Raw genomic sequence first — 23,465 nt, 5'->3', positions numbered from 1 at the left:
TTTTAAATCATGTTGAGGTCTTTTGTCATTCAAATTTTATGTATCTTGTTTAAGCCTAAACACCTAAACCCAAAGTTTGGGTTATTAAACAATTTGACGCAAAAGTTTGGAAGCTCTTTTGAAAAAAATGGTCATATAAATTATTCTTTTCCAGAACCTTGTGTAATTATGAAGTGTACAATAAAAGAATTGATGGCTTTAGGGTTTAGCCAACATAAAGTGAAACTTTGATATTGATTGCTTCAACTATAGTTAATGAAAAAACCTTTTGCGATCTTGATAAATTATCTAATGAAGAAATCATCAAATTATTATGTGGCATTAAAGGCATTGGACGATGGCCTGCTGAATATACTTTACTGAGAGGTCTTGGGAAAACAGAGATTCTACCAGGTGACGACGTTGCAATTAATAAAAGTGTTGTAAATCTTCTTAAGCTTCGGAAAAAGCCAGATTTTAACAGGATTAAAAAAGTTGAAAAGGAATGGAATCCTTATGCAGGATTGATTTATTTTCATTTTCTTCTCGAAAAATTATCGAAGCTAGGAGTCATAGAATAGAGTTGAAAATTAATCTTAAAAACAGGAAAAAAGAGAAGAAGCACTGTGAGAACCAATATCACTTGATTCCAAAATCCTTGACGAGTTTAAAATATGCCGCTTTTTGTGATCATATCTAAGGAATTAACAGAAGGAGTCTTATGCCAATTTACAAAGTTAAATTAAAGGATTGCAAGATAGTGGCTAAAGACACTATGGCTTTTTTTTTCACAAAACCTAGCGGATTCACATTTAAGCCTGGACAATGGGATGATTTCACTATAACAAATCCTCCAGAAACTGATAATGAAGGAGTGTGCGCGGATTTTCGATTGCATCAGAGCCTTCTTCTGATCAAATCATGGTAGCAACCAGATTACGGGATACTGCGTTCAAGCACTCCATTCAAAAGATGCCTCTCGACACAGAATTCATTCTTGATGCTCCTCACGGCTCTTTTAAATTACATCACAATCAAGCTATCCCTGCTGTCATTATTGCAGGAGAAATTGGAATTACACCCGCAAGAAGCATGATCCTTCAAGCTATCCATGACAAACTTCCTTATCAGATTTATCTATTTTATTTCGATCACACCCCTGAAACAACAGCATTTTTAGAAGAATTTCAAACGCTTGAAAAACAAAATCCTAATTTCAAATTCATTCCGGTAATGACATCGATGGATAAATTTAAAAAATCATGGAATGGTGAAACAGGCCACATAGACTGCAAAATTATATCCAAATATGTCAACGATGTATCTAAACCAATATATTATATTTCAGGACCAGCAAAAATGGTAACGTCCATACATAAAGCGCTCAATGAATGCGGTATTGATGATGACATACTTCGTACAGAGGAATTTTCAGGTTATTAACCTCGAAAAGATGAAAATAAGGAGCAACATTGTGAAAATTAATCTTAAGAGAGTATATGATCCGGCTTCCAAAGAAGATGGTCTTCGAATCTTAATTGAACGATTATGGCCTAGAGGAGTTAAAAAAGAAGACTTAAAAATGGATGAATGGCTAAAAGAAGTGGCCCCAAGCACAGATTTAAGAAAATGGTTTTCTCATGACCCTGCGAAATGGAAGAAGTTTCAAAAGAAATATTTCGAAGAATTGGATGAAAACCAAGAAGCCTTAGAACCTATTTTGAAAGCTCTCCACAAAGACAATATTACTTTATTATACAGCTCAAAAGATACTGAGCACAATAACGCAGTATGTCTTAAAAATTATTTAGAAAAACACAAAAAAAATTGACTGTGCAATTGTAATTGTGATCTTTGTTTTATTACAGAGAACACATAAAGAAACTTGTGTCAATTTTTTTTATTGACACTATAGGCACTATCCTTCATCTATAAAGTTATAGGAATATAATTTTTCGAGATTTTAGTCAGGAGATGTCTATGCATAAGACCGCAAATATATGAATCCAAAATCGATTTGAAATTTCCTCCCTTCGACCTATCTCGTTTACTTAAAACTGTATTTAATCCCCAAAAAAATAAAAAAATGTTATCAACTTCGAATTTTTAAAAAATGACAAGTTACCCGTGCAAAAAAAAGCCCATGATATTTTTTATCAAGGATTGCGAAATGGCTTGATGCAAGAATTGGGCGTCAGTAAATGCGATTTATTTGTTTATGAAACAACAGGTGGAAGCAACTTGGAATTGCCCGATATGGTCATTTCAACGAATGGAGAACTGGGAAGCCCTTCCTTTCTATCAAAAGCTCGGATATTCAATTGAATTTACTCGAGAAGGCTACGAAAAAGAGTCTAAGATGTTTATGTTGAGAAAGAACTTATGAGATAAAAATGATTAAAGTAGCAGCATATCAATATACTCCAGCTATTGACCTTCATGATCGAAAAGCTCAGATTCAAAACATCTTGGAGGAAGCTGCCTCCAAGCATATCGATTTTTTATGTCTTCCTGAGGGATCTCTAACTGGCTACTATGCTGAAGAGAATTTAGCTCGTGAAAATTCTCTCGAGGTTGAAGGAATGGATTTTAAAGAATGGCTTAAAGTCTTTAGAAATTCCACGGCAACTGTAATTATCGGTTTTAATGAACGAGATTACAATCAGATTTTTGATTCAGCTGCCATTATTGAAAATGGCAATTTTCTTGGTGTACAAAGAAAGCATTACCTTTATCACCACTATTTTGCATCAGGCGCTACTTTTTCTTGCTTCAACAGTAAAGGCATTACATTTGGAGTCGTGATTTGTCTCGACACTAACTATTTTGAACCTGCACGTATTCTTGCATTGCAGGGGGCAACAATTCTTTTTTCACCCATGTGCAATAAAGTTTCTTCGGATCATGCTTATGCAAAACGTCCTCCATACTATAGTCATTTTATTGCTCGAACTCATGAAAATCGTTGTTGGCTTATTGCTGCTGATTGGATTTACAACAATGATGGCACATTAGTTTGTCCAGGTCATAGCGTAATTTACGATCCAGATGGTCGTGAAATCGCACGTAGTCAAGAAGGAAAAGAACGGTTTTTAATCGCTGAAATCCCCCTCAACTATTTATTCCAGGAAAAAGGACGAAGAGTGCATGGCAGTCAAAGACTTGCCCAAGCTATTGAGCAATTGAAGGAAGGAGGGATGCAGTGAAAGTAGAAAGAAGCATTCAACACATTCTCTTAGATCACCAAAACAGCTTTTGGCTTTGATGCGCAAAGCGTTTCCAGTTTGCCAACAGCTAAATGGATGAAAAATTCTTTTTGGTGGTGCTCTTAATACCACTTATCAGTTTCAAATACGATCTGATTCATTTGTCTTAAGAATTTATGCTAGAGATCGAACTCATTGTAAAACCGAAAAAGTTATTCACCAGCTCATTGATAACAGTGTTGCAACTCCTAAACTTATCTACGATGATGACTCTTATGAGTCATGGGCTTATTCTATTTTTGAATTTGTTCAGGGATCCACATATCTGGGATTCCAAGCCAGTATAAAACTTCTTTGTCTTATGTGAGCTTGGCGCATACTTGCATCCATCCATTCATTCAAATTCCCTAAAGCTGGACTTTTTGGTGATGGTATTGCGATTGGACACACTTTTGAACTAGATCCAAGCACTTATTTTGAAGAGACTCATTCTGTTTTGTCTAGTAGCAAGAATGTAAGATCTCGACTGGGTGAAAAACTGACTGATGAAGCGATTGCCTTCATTAAAGAAAATAAAGATTTTTTCCCAACGGTTAAAAATGACAATATATGCCTTACACATTCTGATTCTAAGCCTGTGAATTTACTCTACACTGACATTAGAAAAGTCTTTGTATTGGATTGGAAATTTGCTCATGCAGGTATTAGAATACTTGATTTTTCTATACTTTTGCGCCATCGTCACCAATTCCCACTCGACCTAAGTGCTTTAGAAAGTGGATATGTAAATTCAGGAGGCAATTTACCTTCTGAATGGCAACGCTCAGTTTTCATTATCGACTTTGTAAATATTGTACAGCTAATGGACAATCCTCCAGAAAGACCCAAACTCTTTCAGCAATTAAAAAATGCCATTCAAACTACAATTAGTCAATGGGAATCGGCATCCGATTTATATCGATTTGGAAGCAACAGATTAGAGAATATATGAATCCTTTTGAGCAAAATATTGCCAGTATTTATAAAAATCGAGGAAAAACGTGGCTTGCCGATTTACCAGAAAAAGTAGAACGAATCGCAGCGTTATGGGAATTAAATCGTCTTCATGCCTTCCCTAATCTATCGTACAACTATGTTTTAGAAGGGTACCAAAAAGGCAATCCCATCGTATTGAAGATAAGTTTAGACGAATTATCTTTAGATAAAGAAGCCAAAGCTCTTACGGCTTTCGCAGATTTTGGTGTTGTAGAGGTATTAGCTCGTACAAAAGAAGCATTGCTACTTCAAAGAGCGATGTTTGGGAACGTTTTAAAAAACCAATCTCCTAAAGGACACCTAGACGCAATAAAAATTGCTTGTGATGTGGCGAAAAAATTGCATCAAGCTCCTCTACCAAAAGACAATCAATTTCCACATATCAAAGAATGGTTGGCAGCTTTAGATAAGAAATGGAATATCCCTCTATTTCATCTTGAAAAAGCCAGAACAATAAAAAATATTCTTTTGAAGACACAAAGCACTTCAGTTCTGCTTCATGGAGACTTGCACCAGGACAATATTTTATCAAATGGTGATGATTGGCTTATCATAGATCCTAAAGGTGTAATTGGTTCTCCTATTAATGAAATGTGGGCATATGTTGAAGATCCAAAAAACGACCTGATCTTTATCTCAAAATATTTCGACTTTGACCATAATGAGGTCTTTCAATGGTACTACGTGCACCTTGTCTTAGCGGCGTGCTGGCAAGTTGAGGATAATCTTGATCCAAGCTTGTTTTTAGATTTAGCTCAATCTGTCAGACCTATGATTAAAGATTAGGTGTTAAGTTATTTTAAAATTTTTTAAATAGCAGCTATCTTGTTTGTCAAAATTGAAGGAAATAATACAGCTCTACCTTGTTCAAAATGTTCGATAGGAATCCATTCTACCCAGTGACTACTTCCTTTATATTCGTGAATCTGAAAACGATTCTTGCCATATATTGCCTGATCTTCAAGCCTAATAGGGAAGGCAAAAATAATCTCATGACCTTTAACTCCATGATGCTCGAAAATGTTTTCGCATATTATAGGGTCGCTTGTGATTGAGACATGGCACCCAAGCTCTTCTTGAATTTCACGTTTAAGGGCTTCTTGAGCAGTTTCACCAAATTCAATTCCTCCTCCGATAGGACTCCACCCTTTTAAAACTCCATCATCATTAAGTACCTCACAAACAAGCAATCGATTTTCGTGTTTTGCCAGGCCAATTACCTTGCCTCGAATAGAGTTGTTGGGTCTCCAGGTTTTATTTGTCGGCAAATTTGCGATCGCATGACGAGCAAACGGAGTCAGCTCTTGATGCGTAATATTATTTAGCGAAGCCCAGCGATTTTCTTCTTCAGGGGTAACACTCAATTGTTTTATCCAGTTTACTACTCGATAAATCAATCCAATTTGATGAAAACCATAAGGTTCGCCATTTTTATTATATTCACCAGTGGCTGTGGCTATATTTAGAAGTTCTAGTCCAAGAATTTCTAGAGAAGACTCTTCTAACAACTCTCGTTTAAGAGTTTCCTCTGGGGTTTCACCGAATTCTATAGCCCCTCCAGGAAGCCCCCACAAACCTTGATAAGGCCCTGTTTTCTTTTGAGTAAGGAGGATTTTGGCATCTTGTAATACAACGCCATAAGCCCCATGCCTGATAATTTTGTCTTGAAATTGATTGAAAGATTTTTTCATCCGATGCTATTTTCCGTATTTATATAAAATTTTAACTATTCGTAATTGCCATTGGGCAATAAAGGAAGAAAAAAATCCTTAATTTCTAACACAACTTTCTCAAGGGGGATCGGATCGTGTCCAATACCTTTAAGAAAGGACTCCCAGCGTTCTAGCGTTTTTGGAGCATTATAAAAAGCTTCAGAAAAAGCTTTTGGAACTTCTCGAACTACAGTTTTGCGGTTTTGAAATACGTCCCGAATAACAGGTGCTATTTTTTCTGATGTAATTTGAAACTGATTGACCATCGTCCACACATCATAAAAGTCCTTCATTCTACTGTTAGCAAGACCGAGTTTCACCATTGCATCCAACTTTTCTGCAATCATTGTTTCTGGTGTATATCCCCGAAGCTGTGGAGAGGGAAAGTCTAATAAAGTTGGATAATCTAAATTAGCTGGCTTAGGAAAAATTTTATCACTAAAGCCAATATCGATGCGTAATGGAAGCTTTGCTGTATGCAAATGCGCAGAAAAACGAGCAGACAGGCCAGTGTACTCGGTTTCAATTTGAGATTCAGCAAGGTTTAGAGCAGTGGAATCAAATTCAATGCCATCTTGAGAAACAGGATATGAACAAATTTCTTTTAGAATTTGTGAAATATTTTCAATCGAGTTATTAGCTTTTGCCAATAGATCGATATCAACGGTTGCGCGGTGAGTAGCTGGATCCCACACCATTAACATTAAGCCACCCTTTAAAAAGAATGAGTTTTTATAGTTTGAAACGCTTAACCGGTATAAGAACCTTTCCATCGCATAATATCGGAGGACTTCTTGGGTAGGTCGATTTTTCTTTAAGGCAATATTTTTTAATTTAGTATAAATCGATTCTTGTAAATTTTTCTTTTCAATATTCATCGTTATTGACTCACAATTGTTTCAATGATGGGCTGAAGAATATTTTCAACGCGGCAAATTTTAGCATAGTCGTAAAGCTTATCAAGATTTGTTTTTCCTTTTCTCCAATACTCTTTATATGCCTCTAAAACAACATCCATACCAATTTTTTGTCTAAATTTTAGGCAATCAGCTAAAGTTTTTTCGATGTTATAAATTTTGACCGGAAACCCGCTAACTGAAATTGTTTCAACACCGGAGTTATAAGAATCTTTGGAATACCAAAAAAACCGCAATGGAGGGTAATTTGGTTTTGGGAGTCTTGCAGTTCTTGGTAAAGCTATATAGATAAAATGAGGAATTTGAGTTGTCAGTTCGTAATAGGCTAAAGCTGAAATTAGACAAATAATCCCATGAGGAATTCTTTTTGCAACCAAGACTAAGTCAGGCTCCGAAAAATCCGGCATAGAAGCTAATCGAAAAACTCCTCGACCTAAAGATTCAAGAATGCCTTCGTCACGTAATCTATACAAATGAACAGGATGTATCCCTAATTTTATTGCTTCCGCTGTACGCAAGATACCGTTATGTTGCCGAAAAATTTCTATGGGATCATTTTTTCTTGGTTTCATATGATAAATATGTTTGCACTTATTTGATTCTGTATGCATTATTATCATTTGAAGAATTACTAGTCAACACCTGAGTTTTGAATGAAAAAATGGTTCGTTGCAGATACACACTTTTCCCATGCTAATAATCAAATATGCAAACCGTCTCTTTGCCAATGTTGAAGAGATGGACTGTGCACTTATTGACAATTGGAATCTATTTGTTGCTGAGGATGATCAAGTTTTCTTCTTAGGTGATTTTGGGTTAGGCAGTGTTCAATATTTACAATCAATTTGTGCTAAGCTGAAGGGCAACAAAATCTGTATCAGAGGAAATCATGACGCTAATCATAGTCGTATGAATCGTATAGGTTTTGCGGTTGTCCTAGAGGCGGCTTTTCTGAAAATTGATCATCACGATCACGATGTTGAACTCATTCATGTACCAACAGATCCACCTCCAGCTCATTTTCAGTTGCATGGACATGTTCATGACAAAAACCAAAAAAGTTAATTATGTATTCTCATTTATGCTGGTTTGTGGAAGGTCAGGCGACTCATAACCCGCTGGTCGTAGGTTCAAATCCTACTTGCCCACTTTTTTTACCCGTTCAAAATCAACAGATTTTGTTCTGATATACTCGCCATATACACACAAATCACATGGGCATTATGTCAGAACTTTTGTCAGGATTCCACTCCTTTCGCGCATTTCATGCACAGTCTAGCTTAATTCATGAAAATTTAGGTCACTTCGATTGATTTTGACTGAAATTTAGCTCTATCTTCTCTACAATGTAGATCATAATTTATGAAAGAAAGGTTGAGAATGGAGTTTGTTCAGCAAGAGTTTGAAATTGGCGATGTCCTTTGCAAACCTTTGATGGCTCATTTATCGACTGTTGAAAAAGAGCCCTCAGAAATTCCTCTGTTTTGTTTCTTTGGGAAAAATCCTTTCTTTGGATTTTCGGGACTTCTCAAGACAGTTTTGTGAAAAGGCTACATGTTGAGTCGCAATGTGTTGCCGGGATAGTGGAATACGACTTAGAAAAAGGCATTCTCAAACATGTAGGCATACGAGGAACAGCGGCCCTTGCAAGCTGCGATAAAGGGCGCTTGATGCGCTTTGTGTCTAAATACTTAAGCCCGGATAAAGAGAGTTGGAATCCTTGGTCGTAGCAAACATCGTCGATCCATTGAATGTCATGATAAAAATCACTCCTCAATCGATCGTCGCCAAAAACGTCTCGTTTTTTAAAACGGGGCCGGATCTAGCATCGTAGGGATTGTTTATGGAAAAGCTGCAAGCCAACATCGTCAAGATCTATGGCAGGAGTGGAGAAAGCTAGCTTGTTGGACTGACTCGTACTATAGAAGAGTTAAAAAACGCATGGGGATTGTCTGAGTTGAAGGCGCTTTCGAATCTCAGCTATAGCTATGTACTGGAAGGGTTTCAAGTTTGCACTCCTATCATTTTGAAACTCAGACCGGATTATGAACAGATCAAGAAGCGAGCCCTTGATGTTTTCAAAGGATTCAGAGCGGTTTCTGTTCTTGGTCGCAAAGGCGGTGTCCTTTTATTAGGGCGCGCAATGCCAGGAGCTTTGTTAAAAAACAGTCATTCTAAGGAGAGCAGAATAGAGATTGCCTGTAAGGTTATGAACAGGCTGCATCAAACTCCCCTTCCAATAAAGGGGCGTTTCCCTGCATCGAAGAATGGCTTATCACAATTGACAAAGAATAGGACCTTCCGAAAGATCATTTGGAGAAAGCCCACAGTTTGAAAAAGCGACTCATGAAGAATAGTTCAGGTCGCCCAAGTTCTTCTTCATGGAGATCTCCATCAAGAAAACATCCTCTCTCAAGGGAGCTGGGCAGTCATCGACCCGAAAGGAGTCATAGGCTGCCCCATATATGAAGTTTGGGCATGCGTCGAAGATCCTAAGAGAGAACTTAAATTTCTCTCCATCTATTTCAAATATCCATTTCAAGAGATTGCTGAGTGGTATATTACGATCGCCTTATTTTAGCAGCCTGATGGCAGGCGGAAGACGGCCTTGATGCCGACCACTTTTAGCTCTAGCTCAATCAGTTCTGCCTATGATTGAAACTTAAGTCATTCTAAACAATTGTTATATCAAAAGCGTGGAGCAATCCAGAAGCTTCTGCAAAAGAGAATTTTGTTTTCTTGATTTTATTTGACCTCGGATCGATATCATATTGGGTACTACTAGAAAAATCTGCATTGCACAGATCGCAATTGTGGAAAATTGCTCCTGACAAGTCAACGCCGCTGAAATCAGCACTTTTCAATGTTGTGTTTGTAAAATGGCTGTCTTTTAATTTGCTTCCATTGAAAGAACTACTCTTCATGTTGAGATCTAAAAAATTGCGGTACTGCAGCAGACAATTCTTAAAATTCGCTGAAAAAAATGTCTTCTCGCATTTGAAAAAATTCATCTCCAGTAATCTTGCAGTCTGAGAATTGAACATTCTGAAGATGGCAACCGTCCAGCTTTACAAGACTGAAATTGCAATTCGAGAAAGTGCACGATTGAATTTTACATTCCGCAGGATAGTTTCAGAGAAATCACAGCTATTGAAGGTGCAGCCAGTGAAGGAATGCTTTTCTAGGCTTTCCTTCGAAAAGTTTTCCGATTTGATTATCTCTCTATCTATATTCTGTTCAATTTCAGGCAATTATAGCTCTAAGTTGGTATTTCCTCACAGCTTCCGTAGGAGGCAATTGCTTTAAAAACTCTTGAGATAACTGGAAGTCTGTGGTAAAATAAAAACAATAATAACTCGTTGAAGGAGCTAGGTCTAGTGAGAATTTAAGTTTGAATCCAATCTGTTAACTAAACAACCCAAGGATCAAACTTATGTCTCGGCTTCTCATACAATTTTCACATCTTTTTAAATCTTTTCGCTCTTTTCCTCTCTTCGAGGATCTCTCCCTTTCGATTAATGAAGGCGAACTTTTTGCCTTGATCGGCGAAAACGGGGCTGGAAAAACGACGCTGCTTCAGATTCTGGCTGGAACCATGCAGCCTGATTCCGGCAATTTCAGCAAAGGTTTCAGCATTTCAATCGCCTTCCTTTCACAGGAAATCGTTCTGGCCAATCCTTCAGTCTCTGTAAGGGAATTCATAGAAGGAAGTTCTCTTTCGGACCTTGAAAAAGAAATGGCAGCCTGCCTGGAAGATCCGGACCGTTTGGCTGAATGGGCTGAGTTGCATGAGAAATACGAGCAGTTAGGCGGATACCGCCGGATTCCGATTGAACAGGTTATATACGGACTGAAGCTGGAAAGCAGCCTGCTCGATCTGCCCATGTCTCGCTTAAGCAGCGGACAAAGAGTGCGGGCAGCACTGGCTAAAGCATTGGTAGAAAATCCGGATCTTCTGCTTTTGGATGAACCGACCAATCATCTCGACCAGGAAATGCTTGAATGGCTGGAATCTGTTTTGAAGCAGAGGCAAGGAGCCTGCATTATCGTCTCGCACGACCGTAAATTTTTAAATGCCGTCTGCAATAGGCTCGTCGAAATCAAAAACGGCAAGCTCACCAGCTACGGAGGCAGCTATGACTTCTATCTTACAGAGCAGGAAAGGATACTGGAAAGGCAGATGAAAGCCTATAAAGCTCAAGAGGAAGAAAGATCTTTTCTCAAGGAGAAAATCAAAGCAGTTACCTTTTCCAAAGGAAAGCCCCCTCCTCCAAAGGACCGCAATATCATAGCTTACTACGATAAAAGAGGGGAAAAGCATCAAAAATCGCTGCAGCATAAACTCGATGCCATGAAAACCCGGCTTGAAGAAATCGAAGCCGATCTTCTTCCTCATCCAAAGCCGAAAAGCATCAAGGGCCTCAAATTTGTTGAATTGCCTTTGGCATCTTCTGTTGCGATCGAACTGGATCATGCGGGCAAGGCTTATGGAAATAAAGTTTTATTTTCCCAGTTTTGCAAGAGCATCTGCAAAGGAGACAAAATTCTTGTCACAGGCCCGAATGGATGCGGAAAGACGACGCTCTTGAAAGCGATTGCCGGAATCATTCCATTGGACGAAGGAGGCATCCGCTCGGCACCTACCGCAAAAATCGCTTTCCTAGACCAGGAAGCCAAGTTGCTGCCTATGGATCAAACGCCTCTTCAATACTTTGAAAGCCAGTTTCATCTATCTGAAGAGGGCTTAAGGCGCGAACTTCATAAAGCATCCTTGGAGGGAGCGGATTTGCTAAGGCGCCCATTTCGCACATTAAGCACAGGGCAAAGAAAGCGGATGATGTTGCTCGCCCTTGTTCTGGAAAAGCCCAACGTCCTCTTATTGGACGAACCTACGAACCATCTGGATTTCATGACCTTGGAAACCTTTGAGAATGCCCTTCTCGAGTTCGAAGGGGCCATCGTAGCGGTATCGCACGATGCCACCTTTATTGAAAAAATTGCTACTCAGGAATGGAGGCTTGGGATTAGGGCTATCCTTTAAAATCAAAGGGATATTGAAGGAAAAGGCCGATGGTTTACAGAGTTGCGAAATTAGCAAAAAAGCATCCGAACGCCCCACTGGTACGATGAAATAGGGCTGCTGAAGCCTGCCTACCATGAAGCCAATGGATATAGATACTACGAAGAAGAGCAGCTGTTTGCGCTGCAGCAGATCTTATTCTTCAGGGAGTTTAGATTTGAGCTGAAACAGATAGAATCGATCCTGAAAAGAAGCAATTTCGACAGAGTGGCAGCTTTAAATTATTCACACCGCAAAGTTCTGCAGAAGAATGTGGAGCGGACGAAAAAACTGATCAAGACCATCGACAGGACAATCAAACATTTAAAAAGAACCAAAAAAATCAAAGACGAAAAATATATTATGGCTTCAGCAAAGAGAAGCAAGCGGAATATGAAAAACAAATCATAGAACGTTTCGGAGAACAAGGCAAAGCACATAGAAGAAAAGCCGATTTTCATGCTTTTTAGGTTCAGAGTGAACGGCACCTATTTTATCATCTCCAACAATGAAGAAAACGCCTTGTTCCTTTTTTGGAGATTCGGCTTTATTTATATCTAATAGTTCACTTAAAAATAGGCGATTATCCCAATTAGAATTAAATATTTCTCGCATATCATTTGATAAGGGATATAATAAAGTAGTAGGACCTTTTAGAACGGCAGCAAATTTAAGACAATGCCTGGATATGGAAAAGGACCATAATAAGAGCCGTCTATATGCCAACGAGGTATATTGTATTCATGGGTAGGCGTAGAAGCTCTAACAGATACCCAAGCGCTTTTTTTATTTGAAGCCCTTACTATATATTATACACGGTTTTAGAAATAATTTTAGTGATAACTTGTATGACTTCTTCATCATTATTTCCAATATTACTTAGAAAGACAGGTAATCCATCTTCTAAAAGATGTAAATTCCCGAATCGCTCATATGGAGTTGCAGCCCCAATAGGGATCTTGTCAAATTGCAACCTATCTAATAAAGAAAGTTCTTCATTAGTTAATTCAAAATCAACATAAGCAAAACTATTGCCCTGTCCAAGTATACTGATTTTTTCGCGCATTTTCTCTTCAACTTGCGACTGAAAGGATTCTGCAATGAGATTTGTAAAAAAAAATTTGTCGCTGTAGTGAAAAAAATAATATTTTTTTCATAAAAACTTATCCATACTTTTATTTAGAAGGAATGACACTGCGAACTCTTTCTTTAGGGTCATCCATATCTCCTTTATAATGAGGAATTAGATAGATGAACATGCAAATGCATTACTGCTTGTCCTGCAAATTCTCTAAAGTTAGCTCCAATGTTATAGCCATCTGGTTTGTATTCCTCATCCAATCTTATTTTCATAAGAATCAAGGCATGCATAATATCTAAGCGAACTTCTTCAGTAGCCGTAAACCAATTTAAAGAATGCTCATGCGGGATAATGAGAAAATTTCCATTAGAGACAGGAATTGGTCTTTAATCACAAAGCACTACTTAAAATGGGCTATAAATTCTGCTTTTCTCTCCTGATTAGCGATTTGGCAAAAGATACAAGAATTTTGAGAATGATTGATTTTGGGGGTATTGATTCGCTTTAGCTAAGTAGTACTCAATAGCAGGGTTATCTTCTTGGATATCAATAGATGGGTTGTAAATACGACTATCAAATTCGCCCTTAGAATTTCGTTTATTTAGGCGAAATTTTTCTATTTCCTCGATCGAAATTTCATTCACTTGTGCTAGAGTACATACGACTTCTAAAACATCTGCTAGTTCTTCTGCCAGCTCAGCTTGTGTCTCAGCCTGTTCAACTTCTCTTGATTCCTCAATTAATTTTTCTTTTAATCTAGAGATAAATTCTTGGCTCTCTTCATGGACGACAATTCCTTTACTTCTCAGCAATTTTTGGAAGATTATCGCGAATAAGCTTATCTACTTTAAAGTGTTTAAAGATTGAATGGAAGTCATGAACATCGCTCTATTATTAAAATTACAAATTAAAATGCTTTTGTTCTATCAAAAATAAAAGCTTTAAGCAATTAATAATCACTATTTGAACTATGCCATTTGTCTCGGCATAAAAGCTAACTTCCAGAAACTTTTTAGGTGGTTGGCGAGATCGATTCATGCACATGCCCTTGCTCTATCTTTCGTAGTATCAAAATTGATACATTTAAAACACCTCTAATTTTATAGTATTCATATCCAAGCCTATGAATTTCAGTCTCAAGAGGATTGGATTCCGAACTTGTTTGCCGACGCACTCAATCTTTTGTCACTTTTATGCTCACGAAGGAGGAAGTGTGTGAAGTTCGCGGCTGCAGCTCCAATGCAGAGATCAGTGCACAAAAGAATGGATACGACAGGTTTCTGGATAATAATGTCGAAAAATCACATCAATTGTCTACATTCTTATATCCATGAAAACATTTTCAGAATAACAATCTCCAGCATGTGAGAGTAAACTAGAAATTTCAAATTGTCAGCAAATTGCCCTTTGTCTTATCTTCATAGCTTCTTAACAGAGCTCTCGCAAAACAGAGATAAAAAAATATATGATTATCTTTCCCCATTGGCTTTTGACAATTTTTACTTTGTGTCTATATCTTCCTGCGCTTTCAGCTGGTCATTTACAACTTGTATCTACTGAATCTGACCCAAATGCCTTCATTCAAAATAGTGTGAATGTCATCAATGGTGATTATTGCGAATCCGCTACAGATTTGGTAATTACAGGACCTGATGTTTTGGTGGTACAGCGTTTCTATAGTACAAAAGATACCATTTTAGGAATACAAGCAGGTGGATGGAGAATATTCCCCCAAAGATTTCTTGTCATTGGCAAGGATTCTTCCGGAAAATCATGCATTATTGACAAAGATCGATTTGAATGGACCTCTGCTTTTACAGGAGAACGCTCGGGCGGAATCCTTCCTTACAACGGGTGGAGAAATACGAATGGATCGACAAAAGATCTGCTCAAGATCGATGTCTTAAACAATGCCTTGGGACTAGTTAATACTTACGCTCAAGAAATCAATGGACAGACCAATCACCAAAATAACCTTCTTCATTGCAAAGGCGGTATATGTGAATTGATCTTGGGTGACGGAACTAAACGAATTTATCAAAAAGTACAACAATTGCCGTCGCTTATACTTGGAGAGGAGTTAACGCCATTGATGGCCGGCCAAATGATAGAGCCGGAATCCTTTCTCTTAAGCCAAGAAATTCTTCCAAGCGGAAACCAACTCTCTTTTTCCTATGATGCTGCGGGGCATCTCACTTCAATCGAAATGAAAAACAAGAGTGCAACAAAGATCTTTTCATGGATTCACTTGAACTATGAGTTTCAGGAGAGCGATTGCCAAGTGCATATCGAAACAAGCGATGCCCGTGAAATGACCTATCATTTTGTATTGGCAAATGGGATTTATCAGCTCATCCAAGTTGAAGGTTCTCATTGCCTGCCTATTGCTTATGAATATAGTGATGTTTTGATTAAAAAAACTCTGCCGGAGGGTCGTTTTATCGAAATTGACTATCAGGATGGCAAAGTCAAATCCTTAAAAGGTCCAAATTCACAGACAGGCAAAACAGAAATTGTACATTCTTTTTCCTATGGAACTAGCTATACCGATGTCTTCAACGCGATGGGTGTTAAAACAAGGTATATCTATGACAAGCGTTCTCAGCTAACAGCCATTGAAAGGTATGACAACCAAAATGGCCTTTATCGCATCGAGCAGAAGTTCTGGGGGAAAACAAAATCAGATGCCGGGCTTTTGCTAACAAAAACCATAGGGGATGGCAGCGGGCGTATCCATTCTTATCGATCCTTTCAATATGATAAATCAGGCAACGTCATTGAAGAAAGGCTTTATGGTAATCTAACTGGAAAACAAGAAGTTTCCCTACAAGTCTCTTCCGATGGCAAACTCTTAAATCCCGATGAGGAAGAATGCAACGTCAAAACCTTTGATTACTCAACAGATGGGCTGAATTTGCTTACGAAAATGGGTGATTGCAAAGGAAACCAGACGCTTTACACCTACAAACCGGGGACGAACCTTCTCATTAAAAAACTGATCTTCGATAAAGGAAATATTAAAAAAAGAACCTTTCAGTCATATAATGAAAACGGTGTCTGTATTAAAATCATTGAAGATGATGGATCACAGGAAGAGGAATCAAAAATCTATGGTTGGAGTGTCACAGAAAGACATATCAAGGAAATCAAGCCAAAAGAAACCCTCCCTGGAGTTGGCCTGCCTGAAATCATCGAAGAAAAGGCTTTAGACCTCAAAAAGAAACAAGAGGTTCTAATCAATAAACTAGTCAATGTGTATGACGACCAATCCAATCTTTTATCTTGCACCACCTATGATGCTAACGGCCAATACGCCTTTACAGAGAAAAGAACATACAACGCTATTGGACAAGTACTCTTACAAATTGATGCTGTCGGTAAAGAGAGCGGTTTCGGTTACGATGGAATTGGCAATCGAATTTCTGTCTCGATCCCGCAAGATGGCAAGCATATTACAATAACTTTCGACTTTCACAACCAGCCCACTCAAATCACTGAGATAACCGCTGAAGGTCAATTTACAATCAGCAATACTTATGACTCCCTGGGGAGAAAAATCTGCTCGACAGATCGCTATAGAAATTCTACGATCTATGAATATGACGCTTTCCATCGATTGGTAAAAGTCATTCACCCAAAAGTGTTAGATGAAAATAATCAAATCATCCGCCCCTCTTTTAGCTATACCTACGATCTCTTTGGAAATGTTCTGACAACGGAAGATCCTAAAGGAGATGTCATTGCAAAATCCTATAATTTACGAGGGAGTCCCACTAGAATCAATTACCCAGACGGATCTTTTGAACTTTTTAAATATGACACGGAAGGTAGCCTTCATCGCTCTCTGACTCGCGAGCAAATCATTACCGTCTATGAATATGACTATTTAGGAAGATCTATTTATGAAGAACTATCTATTGCTGATGAAACGGGTGTTTCCTCTTTTTTCATGAGCAGGTCCCGCCAATACAATGGCTTCCGATGCACTTATGAAAAAGAAGACGATCACGTAAAACGCTACACCTTTGATCCTGCCGGAAGATTGGCTTCTCTCGTTAAACATGCAAGCGGGCAAAATGAAAAGGACCCTGAATCTCGGTTTACAGAGATCTTTTACAACCCTCTTGGCCGCCTCCATCAAAAGAAAATCTGGTTTAATAGTGGATCGCAAGATTATGCCCTAGAATGCTTTGAGTATGATCTGTCTGGAAATGTAATAGAAAAGCGAATTGAAGATTCTCAAGGCACTGTTTTAATTAAAAAATATTTTTCTTATGACTCACAAGGTCATTTTACCGAAGAGTATAGCCTTGAAAATGGCGCTAAAACTTCATTAGTTAAAACTTTTTATAACTCTGAGGGAGAACCCGTTGTCTATTTAGATGGCTCCGAACAAGAAACAAAGATTATCATCGATAATTCTTATCAAAATATTTTGGGGCAAACGGTTCTCAAGAAGACCCTTGTGAATCCAATTGGTGTCCAAACAGAGATTGAATTTGATGCTCTGAGCCGAGTGTATTCCATTATCAAAAAAGATCCTTTTGGTGTTCTTCTCTCCTCTCAAAAAACACTTTATGACTCACTTGGCAACAAAGCTTGCGAAATTCATGACCAAATTGTGGAAGGAAAAATCCTGGGTTCTCAGAAAATGCGATGGAATTATGGATCAATGGGGCGTTTAGAAGAAGAGTTGGAGGCGGCAGATTCCTCGCTAGAAAAACGAACCCACTATAGCTATAATTCCATAGGGAAAATGACTAGCAAAAGTATTTCTGGAACTGCAACGCCTATTAATTACACCTATAACAAAGACGGAAAGCTCCACAAAATTGAAGCACAAGATAGCAAAAAAGAATTGCAGATTTCAAATATTTATTCTTACGACCGCAAAGGCAATATTCTATCGGCCTATTCTCTCCATGGGAAATCTGTCCAGAGAACCTACAACGCCTTTGACCAGGTGACCAAAGAAACAATCAAAGATGGAGAAGGGACCTATACCCTTCAATATACCTATGACAAAAAAGGGCGGCTGAAGGAGGTTATTTTCCCTGATAACTCCAAGATTTCTTATACTTACGATGCTGTCTTTGGCCGCGAAGTCAAACGGATTTCTGCACAAGGAGAAGTTCTCTATACGCATACTTATGACCAGTATGACAGCCAAGGTAGATTACAAAATGAAAACTGCATCGGTTACGCAGGATCTAAAGAACACACTTATGACCTGAATGGTCGAAAAATCTCAAGTAAAAGCGACTTTTTCAGCGAACAATACACTCGAGATTCATTAGGGCGCTTGTTAGAGGTTAAAGGCTTAATCCAAGAAGAATATGCCTATAACTCCCTTTCTCAACTCACCTCGGAAAAAAAGGTAAATACTAAAACGTACCTTTACGATTCTTTAGACAATCGGATTAAAGCCGGCAATGATGAACTTTTTTATAATGCCCTTAATCAATTGACCTCTTATTCAAACGCTGAATTTTCGTATGATCTACAAGGAAATCTTTTGAGAAAGGTTCTTAATGGCGAGGAAACGCGATTTGAAAGTAATATTCTTTCCCAACTTATTTCCATTGAGAAAGAAGATAAAACAACTCTTAGCTTTTCCTATGATCCCTTTGGCAGGCTATTGGTTGAAAAGCATTTGGATACCAGAGGGAAAAACAAGAAAACTCTCTCCACTTCACGTTATTTCTACTTAGGCTATCAGGAGATTGGCACGCTCACAGAAACAGGAAATATTGAGACCCTTAAAATTCCAGGTTTGCATGGAGACGACCTAGCGGTTACCAGCATTGCCTTTGAAATTAAAGGCGAAATCTTTGTGCCAATTCATGACATTGCAGGCAATGTGGTCAGCTTGATTGATCCTCAAAGTCGCGAACTTATTGAGAATTATCGATACACAGCTTTTGGAGAAGAGACTGTATATAACGCTTATGGTGAAGTAGAAGAATCCTCCTTAGTAGGGAATCCCTGGAGGTTTGCTGAAAAGCGAGTCGATCAAAGCTCTGGTCTCATTTTATTCGGCTTGAGGTTTTACGATCCAATTACCGGTAGGTGGATTAGCCAAGATCCTGCTGGCTTTATTGATGGGCCGAATCTTTATTCTTACCTTCACAATAATCCATTAAATCATTTGGACCGCTTCGGTCTTGCAACCGAAAATTCTCAAAATAAATTTGAAGGATATTTTTATGGTGAAGTGGAATCGCACTGTTATTGTGAGAAGCATCGAACTTGCAAGCGCGGTGGCGATATTGGAAAAACAGCAGGTTCAAGCGTCCCCACAATTACTTACGATAATTATTTCGAAAAATTTCATAAAGATTATCGCAGCGAAGACTTATTTATAAAAGATTGCTATGACTATTCAATTTGTTATGACCTAAGCGGAAATGGTGCACCTAACCTACCAAACGATTTAGAAATCGGTTTCATTAATGGCATCTGGAATGACTACAAAGGCGCTAAAGCAGGCGCCCAATACCTTTTTAAACTTGCAGGCGGACACAATGTCCATGGAGTCTACAATGCTACGCATGGGACAAGTGTAGATGGTTATGAATGCATCATGGGACTGAACTATATTGCCACAGAACCTGTTCGGCAGTTGCATATAATGTGGAACAGCTTTTTCGAGAAAAGTTCTGCAAATGCCAAATTCTTGATGATTTGCCATAGCCAAGGAGCTATTCATGTCAGAAACGCTCTTCTTGATTATACACCTGAACTACGTGAGAGGATATTAGTCGTTGCTATTGCACCTGCCGCTTATATTTATCAAGAAACTTGCGCAAAAGTCATTCATTATCGAGCCGAATGGTGGAGGGATTTTGTGCCGAGGTTCGACAAAGCTGGTGCTAAAAGAGAAAAAGACGCAATCGTTACTCTTGCTTCCCACCCCAGTGCAGCAGCTTTTGATCATGAATTCATGAGTCCTACTTATCAAGAAAGGCTCCAGCATCACACAAGAAGATATATTAAATCTCAAGGTAAAGTTTTATAATGAAATCAATAGTTTTATCTTCAGTCCTAACTTTATTAATTTTCACAGGTTTCATTATGACTAGTAATAAACAAGAATATCATCCATCTAAGGGAGAACAACTTGTAAATAGTTTATTGGCTAAGGCAGCAAAAATCATTAAAGATAAATATAATATAAAGCCCAGCGGAGTGGGAGTTGCAATGCCAGGAGGACCTATACAGGAAGTGACTTTATGTTTTGATACAAAACACCCTTATACTAAAGAGCAGTTGAGGGAATTGCTAATAAAATCTTCCGCGGAGTTATTACGCCTGATGAATGAAAATAAAGAGATTCAAGGACTCCTCAAAGAGAGGCCTTTTACCATAAAGAATATAGAAATCATAATTTATAATCATGATGAAAATGGTTTTGGTTTGAAAGATCCACAAATTTCAGTAGCGAATATTTCCCAAGGTAGATTGAATTATAGCACCATCGATCCCGAAGATAGTTTTAAATATAAAAACGAATATGAAGAAAGCTACGAAGAAGCTTTAAAAGCTCTATCAGCTCCTTGAAGATAAAGAATTTGGAAAACAACTTCATATGATCCTTCACAAAATTGACTCTAAACGATGATTTAAGGAAAAACAATGCAACGAATTTTTATATTTCTGTATTTGCTATTTGCATGCATATTCACCATGAACCCTCTTACAGCAATAGCTCCCAAAGACACGGAAGAAGCGAAAAGTGATTTACGCATTTTAGAGTTATTACCGAATTTTTTATGTCCTTTGGCTGTGGACCCCGACATACCTGCAGATTTTATTGCTCTATCTCCTAGAGAAACTTTAGATCCATATGATTGGATTTATTGGGGTCCTAAGGATGTTCTTAAGGCTTATTTTGAGAATCCTACTTCTTTAAAAGTACCTATTTTGAGAGTCAAATTAAGCCCAAATGTTGCTCAGACTGGTCCAAATTCATTTAATAATCAACTATCCCTTAAAATGCTCGAGAAAGAAGACCCTAAAGGGTTTGTTTCTATTGAGACTCAATGGGGAGATTACCCAATTCTTGCTATCCGAACCCAAAGGGAAGATCAATTAATTTTCATGGCTTGGGTAGGCCTGAATGATCCAGGAGCTGGTTGGTCTCTGATGTTTAATCTTGTATATCCTGAAAAGAAAGGTCATCCAAATAAGGAGGATCGTCAGCTTTGGGAAAGTTTAATTATGAAAACTACACAATTGAAAGACGGAGACTATTTTAAAGCTTGTGGTCAGGATCTACAAGAAGGATATACCCTTGTGAATGTCGGCGGAGCAAAATTGAAAATGCTGGCAGAGAAGAGGCAAAGTGATGGAACATTACAAGTTGTTATAATTCCTGAAGCTTCCGACGTTGAATTCCATTATGTTGATATGATGGAATGTTTGATGGGCGCCAAGTGGAAATATGGTGAACCCATAGTCAAAGTTTATGGTGAAATTGCAGTCAATAATGAGAACGTTAAATCTACCACTGATTACGTCACCTCTATATTCTTTAAAACTGTACCAGAATTTTCATTCAAAAAAGGCGATGGAAAGAAGCTCTTAATTTTTCAAAAGATTTGCGATAAGACAGATTAAGTCAATAGTTCGACTAATTCCGAGAATCAACGGTAGGTCAAATAAGAAAAGCAACTAGTCTGGTCCTAAACAGACGTTTTTGTAGAAATTACGCAATTTTTACGCGCTTAGTGGGAAAAGAGTGGCATAAAATAGCATAAATGAGCGGAATTGACATTTTAAAAAACCGCCAATTTCGCTGTGCCTATATGCTTTCTTTTTCGCTCTTCTATATAAGATCGACCGACTCATAACCCGCTGTTTGTAGGTTCAAATCATACTTGTCCACTTTTTTTATTAACTCTGAAACAATAACTTGTAATCAGAAATGCTTATGCATATATGTCAGAAAACACCTGTTTTCCGCATTTTTTCCGCAAATCGCTTGAATTAATCGGAAACAGATATCTCTAAAATCCAATTAACATTCGATTCAAAATTCAGGCCTTTATCTTCTTTCTCAAAAAGGTCAAGAAATACTCCACCAAATAAGACAATTTTTTGAACAACATAGAGACAGTAGATTTTCAACAATTGGTGGGGACGTAGATCGCATTACTATTAATCGAGTGGGATACAAAAGAAAAGTAAATGAGAGATGTCACTATTTAGTCCCGCCATAGTTTTTTAAGCAGGATTTATGTAATGGCTTCGATGTTCAGGTAGAAATTGCTATATTAGTTGAAAAAAGATGGTTGATACCAGGTTCTGAGGGTAAAAATACAAGGGTTGAGTGTTTGCCCACTTCTAAGTCCACAGTGCATGTTGGCAATAAAATTTCAATAATGAAATTTAAAGGTGAGAGATAGGAGTTGCATGAGAGCTAACACGTATCTCACCCAGCTCACCTAAAAAATAATAAACTCATAAAAGAAGTAATCGCGGTAACGGAAAAGCAACAACTAGTAAACTTACAAAATACTCAGATAACAAAAGTCCCTACAACAATTGTAGCTAAAGCCCGATCAAGCAAAAATGCAATAAAACAGGGTTTACTTTCAAAAAACTTGTGGTTTCGGGAGAGAAAATTTTTGAGTATCAAATATTCCGTTTTAAAATGGACCTAATTACGGGGCAATGTCAACTAGAATATGGGGGTCATACAGATGATGAAGATTATGGATTTAAAAAATTTATTAATAGCATTTAGTGCGCTTAGTTCTTGGCAGAAATACCTACGACGTAGCCTCTGGTTTTGATGAATGGCCGTATAAAGGCAAAAAAGTTGCCGTTCTTAGTAATACATTAAACGAAGTTGGGAAAGAGGCTGAGTTGTTTTGCGGGCAATTGCCTGATTTAGTGTTCATACTTTATTTTGAAGGTATCAAGCGTGTGTAGATCGATGGAGGCGTGACCTTGTCTAAATTCTTGGAGGCCGGCCTAGTAGATGATATCACAATATATGTAATTGCTGTAGTCTCGGGATCAAGGATCCCACTCTTTAGCAAAATGGATAAGGAACATAAATGTCGATTAGTATCCACTCAATCTTATCCAAGCGGTTTAGTGCAATTGAAGTATGAGGTTGCTGATGAGGAGGGTTAGAACAGAACGACTGATTTTACGCTTTTGGCAGGAAGATGATCTAGAACCTTTTGCCCAACTAAATGCCGATCCAAGAGTAAAAGAATACTTTCCCGGAATTTTAAGCCGTCAAGAGTCGGATTGGAAGATGTCTATTTTTCAGCTCCTTTTAATAATTCACTCTGTCATTGAAATTGGTTGGAGGCTTGCTTTCAATCATTGGGGAAGAATTATACAACAGAAGAGGCTAAATGTGCCTTAGAAGCTGTTTAAAATCTTTTTAAAAGGAGAACTACAAACGCCAAAATGACCAGATTTAAGCTTGTATTCAATTTTCTTTCGCAGTTTTTCCAT

Annotated in this window: 26 protein-coding genes and 2 pseudogenes; 18 read left to right on the top strand and 10 right to left on the bottom strand. The window is 38.0% G+C overall.

The window, feature by feature from the left end:
• Nucleotides 1-227 precede the first annotated feature (227 nt).
• The 7 genes and pseudogenes from TY19_RS11025 to TY19_RS10995 all read left to right on the top strand — a co-directional run bounded on the left by TY19_RS11025 (nt 228) and on the right by TY19_RS10995 (nt 5,006).
• On the top strand, nt 228-560 hold the full coding sequence (locus tag TY19_RS11025) for a hypothetical protein (protein ID WP_052354930.1): 333 nt from the start codon (nt 228-230) through the stop codon (nt 558-560).
• Nucleotides 561-855: 295 nt separating this feature from the next.
• Complete coding sequence (locus TY19_RS11020; RefSeq protein WP_226988527.1) at nt 856-1,422, top strand: FAD-dependent oxidoreductase; 567 nt, start codon at nt 856-858, stop codon at nt 1,420-1,422.
• 31 nt (nt 1,423-1,453) lie between these two features.
• The gene (locus TY19_RS11015) at nt 1,454-1,810 is read left to right on the top strand and encodes a DUF488 domain-containing protein (RefSeq protein WP_042282566.1); all 357 of its coding nucleotides are present in this window, start codon (nt 1,454-1,456) and stop codon (nt 1,808-1,810) included.
• Nucleotides 1,811-2,106: 296 nt separating this feature from the next.
• The gene (locus tag TY19_RS17060) at nt 2,107-2,304 is read left to right on the top strand and encodes a hypothetical protein (protein WP_042282564.1); all 198 of its coding nucleotides are present in this window, start codon (nt 2,107-2,109) and stop codon (nt 2,302-2,304) included.
• A gap of 68 nt (nt 2,305-2,372) precedes the next feature.
• A complete protein-coding gene (locus tag TY19_RS11975) occupies nt 2,373-3,185 on the top strand; it encodes a carbon-nitrogen hydrolase family protein (RefSeq protein ID WP_052354929.1) in 813 nt (270 codons plus the stop codon).
• 103 nt (nt 3,186-3,288) lie between these two features.
• Nucleotides 3,289-4,176 (top strand): annotated as a pseudogene (locus tag TY19_RS11000) (aminoglycoside phosphotransferase family protein).
• Nucleotides 4,173-5,006, top strand: a complete 834-nt coding sequence (locus TY19_RS10995; RefSeq protein WP_042282559.1) for an aminoglycoside phosphotransferase family protein — start codon at nt 4,173-4,175, stop codon at nt 5,004-5,006. Before TY19_RS11000 ends, TY19_RS10995 begins: the two are co-directional and overlap by 4 nt.
• Nucleotides 5,007-5,029: 23 nt before the next feature.
• On the opposite strand, the gene TY19_RS11970 is transcribed toward TY19_RS10995, so the two are convergent.
• The 3 genes from TY19_RS11970 to TY19_RS10980 are packed head-to-tail and all read right to left on the bottom strand — an operon-like array spanning nt 5,030 to nt 7,460.
• Nucleotides 5,030-5,911 carry an NUDIX domain-containing protein gene (locus TY19_RS11970; RefSeq protein WP_052354928.1) on the bottom strand — a complete coding sequence of 294 codons (882 nt, stop codon included), beginning with the start codon at nt 5,909-5,911 and terminating at the stop codon, nt 5,030-5,032.
• A gap of 35 nt (nt 5,912-5,946) precedes the next feature.
• Nucleotides 5,947-6,810 carry a nucleotidyl transferase AbiEii/AbiGii toxin family protein gene (locus TY19_RS10985; RefSeq protein WP_042282557.1) on the bottom strand — a complete coding sequence of 288 codons (864 nt, stop codon included), beginning with the start codon at nt 6,808-6,810 and terminating at the stop codon, nt 5,947-5,949.
• Between the two features lie 2 nt (nt 6,811-6,812).
• Nucleotides 6,813-7,460 (bottom strand): type IV toxin-antitoxin system AbiEi family antitoxin domain-containing protein, encoded by a 648-nt coding sequence (locus TY19_RS10980; RefSeq protein ID WP_226988526.1) that lies wholly within the window; start codon nt 7,458-7,460, stop codon nt 6,813-6,815.
• 79 nt (nt 7,461-7,539) lie between these two features.
• On the opposite strand from TY19_RS10980, the gene TY19_RS18595 reads away from it, so the two are divergent.
• The 4 genes from TY19_RS18595 (at nt 7,540) to TY19_RS27425 (ending at nt 9,430) form a co-directional block, all read left to right on the top strand.
• Entirely contained in the window at nt 7,540-7,914 is a 375-nt protein-coding gene (locus TY19_RS18595) for a hypothetical protein (protein ID WP_193354048.1), read from the top strand.
• A 297-nt stretch (nt 7,915-8,211) separates the two neighbouring features.
• Entirely contained in the window at nt 8,212-8,394 is a 183-nt protein-coding gene (locus TY19_RS15310; protein WP_148300683.1) for a hypothetical protein, read from the top strand.
• Between the two features lie 38 nt (nt 8,395-8,432).
• Nucleotides 8,433-8,579 (top strand): hypothetical protein, encoded by a 147-nt coding sequence (locus TY19_RS16315; RefSeq protein ID WP_158383188.1) that lies wholly within the window; start codon nt 8,433-8,435, stop codon nt 8,577-8,579.
• A gap of 623 nt (nt 8,580-9,202) precedes the next feature.
• The gene (locus tag TY19_RS27425) at nt 9,203-9,430 is read left to right on the top strand and encodes an aminoglycoside phosphotransferase family protein (protein WP_202811679.1); all 228 of its coding nucleotides are present in this window, start codon (nt 9,203-9,205) and stop codon (nt 9,428-9,430) included.
• A gap of 91 nt (nt 9,431-9,521) precedes the next feature.
• Here TY19_RS27425 and TY19_RS10965 read toward each other — a convergent pair whose 3' ends face one another.
• From TY19_RS10965 to TY19_RS27415, 3 genes are read right to left on the bottom strand one after another with little or no spacing between them, the layout of a single operon-like run.
• Nucleotides 9,522-9,860, bottom strand: a complete 339-nt coding sequence (locus TY19_RS10965) for a pentapeptide repeat-containing protein (protein ID WP_158383186.1) — start codon at nt 9,858-9,860, stop codon at nt 9,522-9,524.
• A complete protein-coding gene (locus TY19_RS27420) occupies nt 9,814-9,960 on the bottom strand; it encodes a pentapeptide repeat-containing protein (RefSeq protein ID WP_079979320.1) in 147 nt (48 codons plus the stop codon). The genes TY19_RS10965 and TY19_RS27420 overlap by 47 nt, the downstream gene beginning before the upstream one ends.
• Complete coding sequence (locus TY19_RS27415; RefSeq protein WP_079979316.1) at nt 9,918-10,100, bottom strand: pentapeptide repeat-containing protein; 183 nt, start codon at nt 10,098-10,100, stop codon at nt 9,918-9,920. The genes TY19_RS27420 and TY19_RS27415 overlap by 43 nt, the downstream gene beginning before the upstream one ends.
• A gap of 182 nt (nt 10,101-10,282) precedes the next feature.
• Here TY19_RS27415 and abc-f point away from each other — a divergent pair, with 182 nt between their 5' ends.
• Both abc-f and TY19_RS27410 read left to right on the top strand, forming a co-directional pair.
• Entirely contained in the window at nt 10,283-11,890 is a 1,608-nt protein-coding gene (abc-f, locus tag TY19_RS10960) for a ribosomal protection-like ABC-F family protein (protein WP_042282555.1), read from the top strand.
• 63 nt (nt 11,891-11,953) lie between these two features.
• Nucleotides 11,954-12,319: a MerR family transcriptional regulator gene (locus tag TY19_RS27410; protein WP_079979319.1), complete on the top strand. Its 366-nt coding sequence runs from the start codon at nt 11,954-11,956 to the stop codon at nt 12,317-12,319.
• A 391-nt stretch (nt 12,320-12,710) separates the two neighbouring features.
• On the opposite strand, the gene TY19_RS10950 is transcribed toward TY19_RS27410, so the two are convergent.
• From TY19_RS10950 to TY19_RS10945, 3 genes are all read right to left on the bottom strand, one after another.
• On the bottom strand, nt 12,711-12,974 hold the full coding sequence (locus tag TY19_RS10950) for a hypothetical protein (RefSeq protein WP_042282550.1): 264 nt from the start codon (nt 12,972-12,974) through the stop codon (nt 12,711-12,713).
• 164 nt (nt 12,975-13,138) lie between these two features.
• The gene (locus TY19_RS19715; RefSeq protein WP_255346669.1) at nt 13,139-13,339 is read right to left on the bottom strand and encodes an HIT family protein; all 201 of its coding nucleotides are present in this window, start codon (nt 13,337-13,339) and stop codon (nt 13,139-13,141) included.
• 90 nt (nt 13,340-13,429) lie between these two features.
• Complete coding sequence (locus TY19_RS10945) at nt 13,430-13,801, bottom strand: nucleoside triphosphate pyrophosphohydrolase (RefSeq protein WP_052354924.1); 372 nt, start codon at nt 13,799-13,801, stop codon at nt 13,430-13,432.
• Between the two features lie 653 nt (nt 13,802-14,454).
• On the opposite strand from TY19_RS10945, the gene TY19_RS10940 reads away from it, so the two are divergent.
• The 5 genes from TY19_RS10940 (at nt 14,455) to TY19_RS10920 (ending at nt 23,373) form a co-directional block, all read left to right on the top strand.
• Nucleotides 14,455-20,007 (top strand): RHS repeat-associated core domain-containing protein, encoded by a 5,553-nt coding sequence (locus TY19_RS10940; RefSeq protein WP_042282548.1) that lies wholly within the window; start codon nt 14,455-14,457, stop codon nt 20,005-20,007.
• A 56-nt stretch (nt 20,008-20,063) separates the two neighbouring features.
• Nucleotides 20,064-20,549, top strand: coding sequence for a hypothetical protein (locus TY19_RS10935; RefSeq protein WP_148300682.1), 486 nt, complete (start codon nt 20,064-20,066; stop codon nt 20,547-20,549).
• 75 nt (nt 20,550-20,624) lie between these two features.
• The gene (locus TY19_RS10930; protein ID WP_052354923.1) at nt 20,625-21,608 is read left to right on the top strand and encodes a hypothetical protein; all 984 of its coding nucleotides are present in this window, start codon (nt 20,625-20,627) and stop codon (nt 21,606-21,608) included.
• A 1,329-nt stretch (nt 21,609-22,937) separates the two neighbouring features.
• A complete protein-coding gene (locus TY19_RS27405; RefSeq protein WP_226988525.1) occupies nt 22,938-23,132 on the top strand; it encodes a dihydrofolate reductase family protein in 195 nt (64 codons plus the stop codon).
• Nucleotides 23,119-23,373, top strand: coding sequence for a GNAT family N-acetyltransferase (locus TY19_RS10920; RefSeq protein WP_042282544.1), 255 nt, complete (start codon nt 23,119-23,121; stop codon nt 23,371-23,373). Before TY19_RS27405 ends, TY19_RS10920 begins: the two co-directional genes overlap by 14 nt.
• A gap of 7 nt (nt 23,374-23,380) precedes the next feature.
• Here the strand turns inward: TY19_RS10920 and TY19_RS27400 are convergent.
• Nucleotides 23,381-23,465: pseudogene (locus tag TY19_RS27400) on the bottom strand (IS5/IS1182 family transposase); the annotation flags it as partial.

Origin of the sequence: Candidatus Protochlamydia sp. R18, assembly GCF_000648255.1 — a bacterium.
In the GTDB taxonomy this organism is placed as follows: Bacteria; Chlamydiota; Chlamydiia; order Chlamydiales; family Parachlamydiaceae; genus Protochlamydia; species Protochlamydia amoebophila.
This window is presented reverse-complemented; position numbering and strand designations above follow the sequence as displayed.

Bases quoted from the DNA above. Each gene is read 5' to 3' on its own strand.
- TY19_RS11975 (WP_052354929.1), top strand. From the start codon at position 2,373: ATGATTAAAGTAGCAGCATATCAATATACTCCAGCTATTGACCTTCAT.
- TY19_RS10995 (WP_042282559.1), top strand. From the start codon at position 4,173: ATGAATCCTTTTGAGCAAAATATTGCCAGTATTTATAAAAATCGAGGA.
- TY19_RS11970 (WP_052354928.1), bottom strand. From the start codon at position 5,911: ATGAAAAAATCTTTCAATCAATTTCAAGACAAAATTATCAGGCATGGG.
- TY19_RS10985 (WP_042282557.1), bottom strand. From the start codon at position 6,810: ATGAATATTGAAAAGAAAAATTTACAAGAATCGATTTATACTAAATTA.
- TY19_RS10980 (WP_226988526.1), bottom strand. From the start codon at position 7,460: ATGCATACAGAATCAAATAAGTGCAAACATATTTATCATATGAAACCA.
- TY19_RS18595 (WP_193354048.1), top strand. From the start codon at position 7,540: ATGCTAATAATCAAATATGCAAACCGTCTCTTTGCCAATGTTGAAGAG.
- TY19_RS15310 (WP_148300683.1), top strand. From the start codon at position 8,212: ATGAAAGAAAGGTTGAGAATGGAGTTTGTTCAGCAAGAGTTTGAAATT.
- TY19_RS10965 (WP_158383186.1), bottom strand. From the start codon at position 9,860: ATGAATTTTTTCAAATGCGAGAAGACATTTTTTTCAGCGAATTTTAAG.
- abc-f (WP_042282555.1), top strand. From the start codon at position 10,283: ATGTCTCGGCTTCTCATACAATTTTCACATCTTTTTAAATCTTTTCGC.
- TY19_RS10950 (WP_042282550.1), bottom strand. From the start codon at position 12,974: ATGCGCGAAAAAATCAGTATACTTGGACAGGGCAATAGTTTTGCTTAT.
- TY19_RS10940 (WP_042282548.1), top strand. From the start codon at position 14,455: ATGATTATCTTTCCCCATTGGCTTTTGACAATTTTTACTTTGTGTCTA.
- TY19_RS10935 (WP_148300682.1), top strand. From the start codon at position 20,064: ATGACTAGTAATAAACAAGAATATCATCCATCTAAGGGAGAACAACTT.
- TY19_RS10930 (WP_052354923.1), top strand. From the start codon at position 20,625: ATGCAACGAATTTTTATATTTCTGTATTTGCTATTTGCATGCATATTC.
- TY19_RS10920 (WP_042282544.1), top strand. From the start codon at position 23,119: ATGAGGAGGGTTAGAACAGAACGACTGATTTTACGCTTTTGGCAGGAA.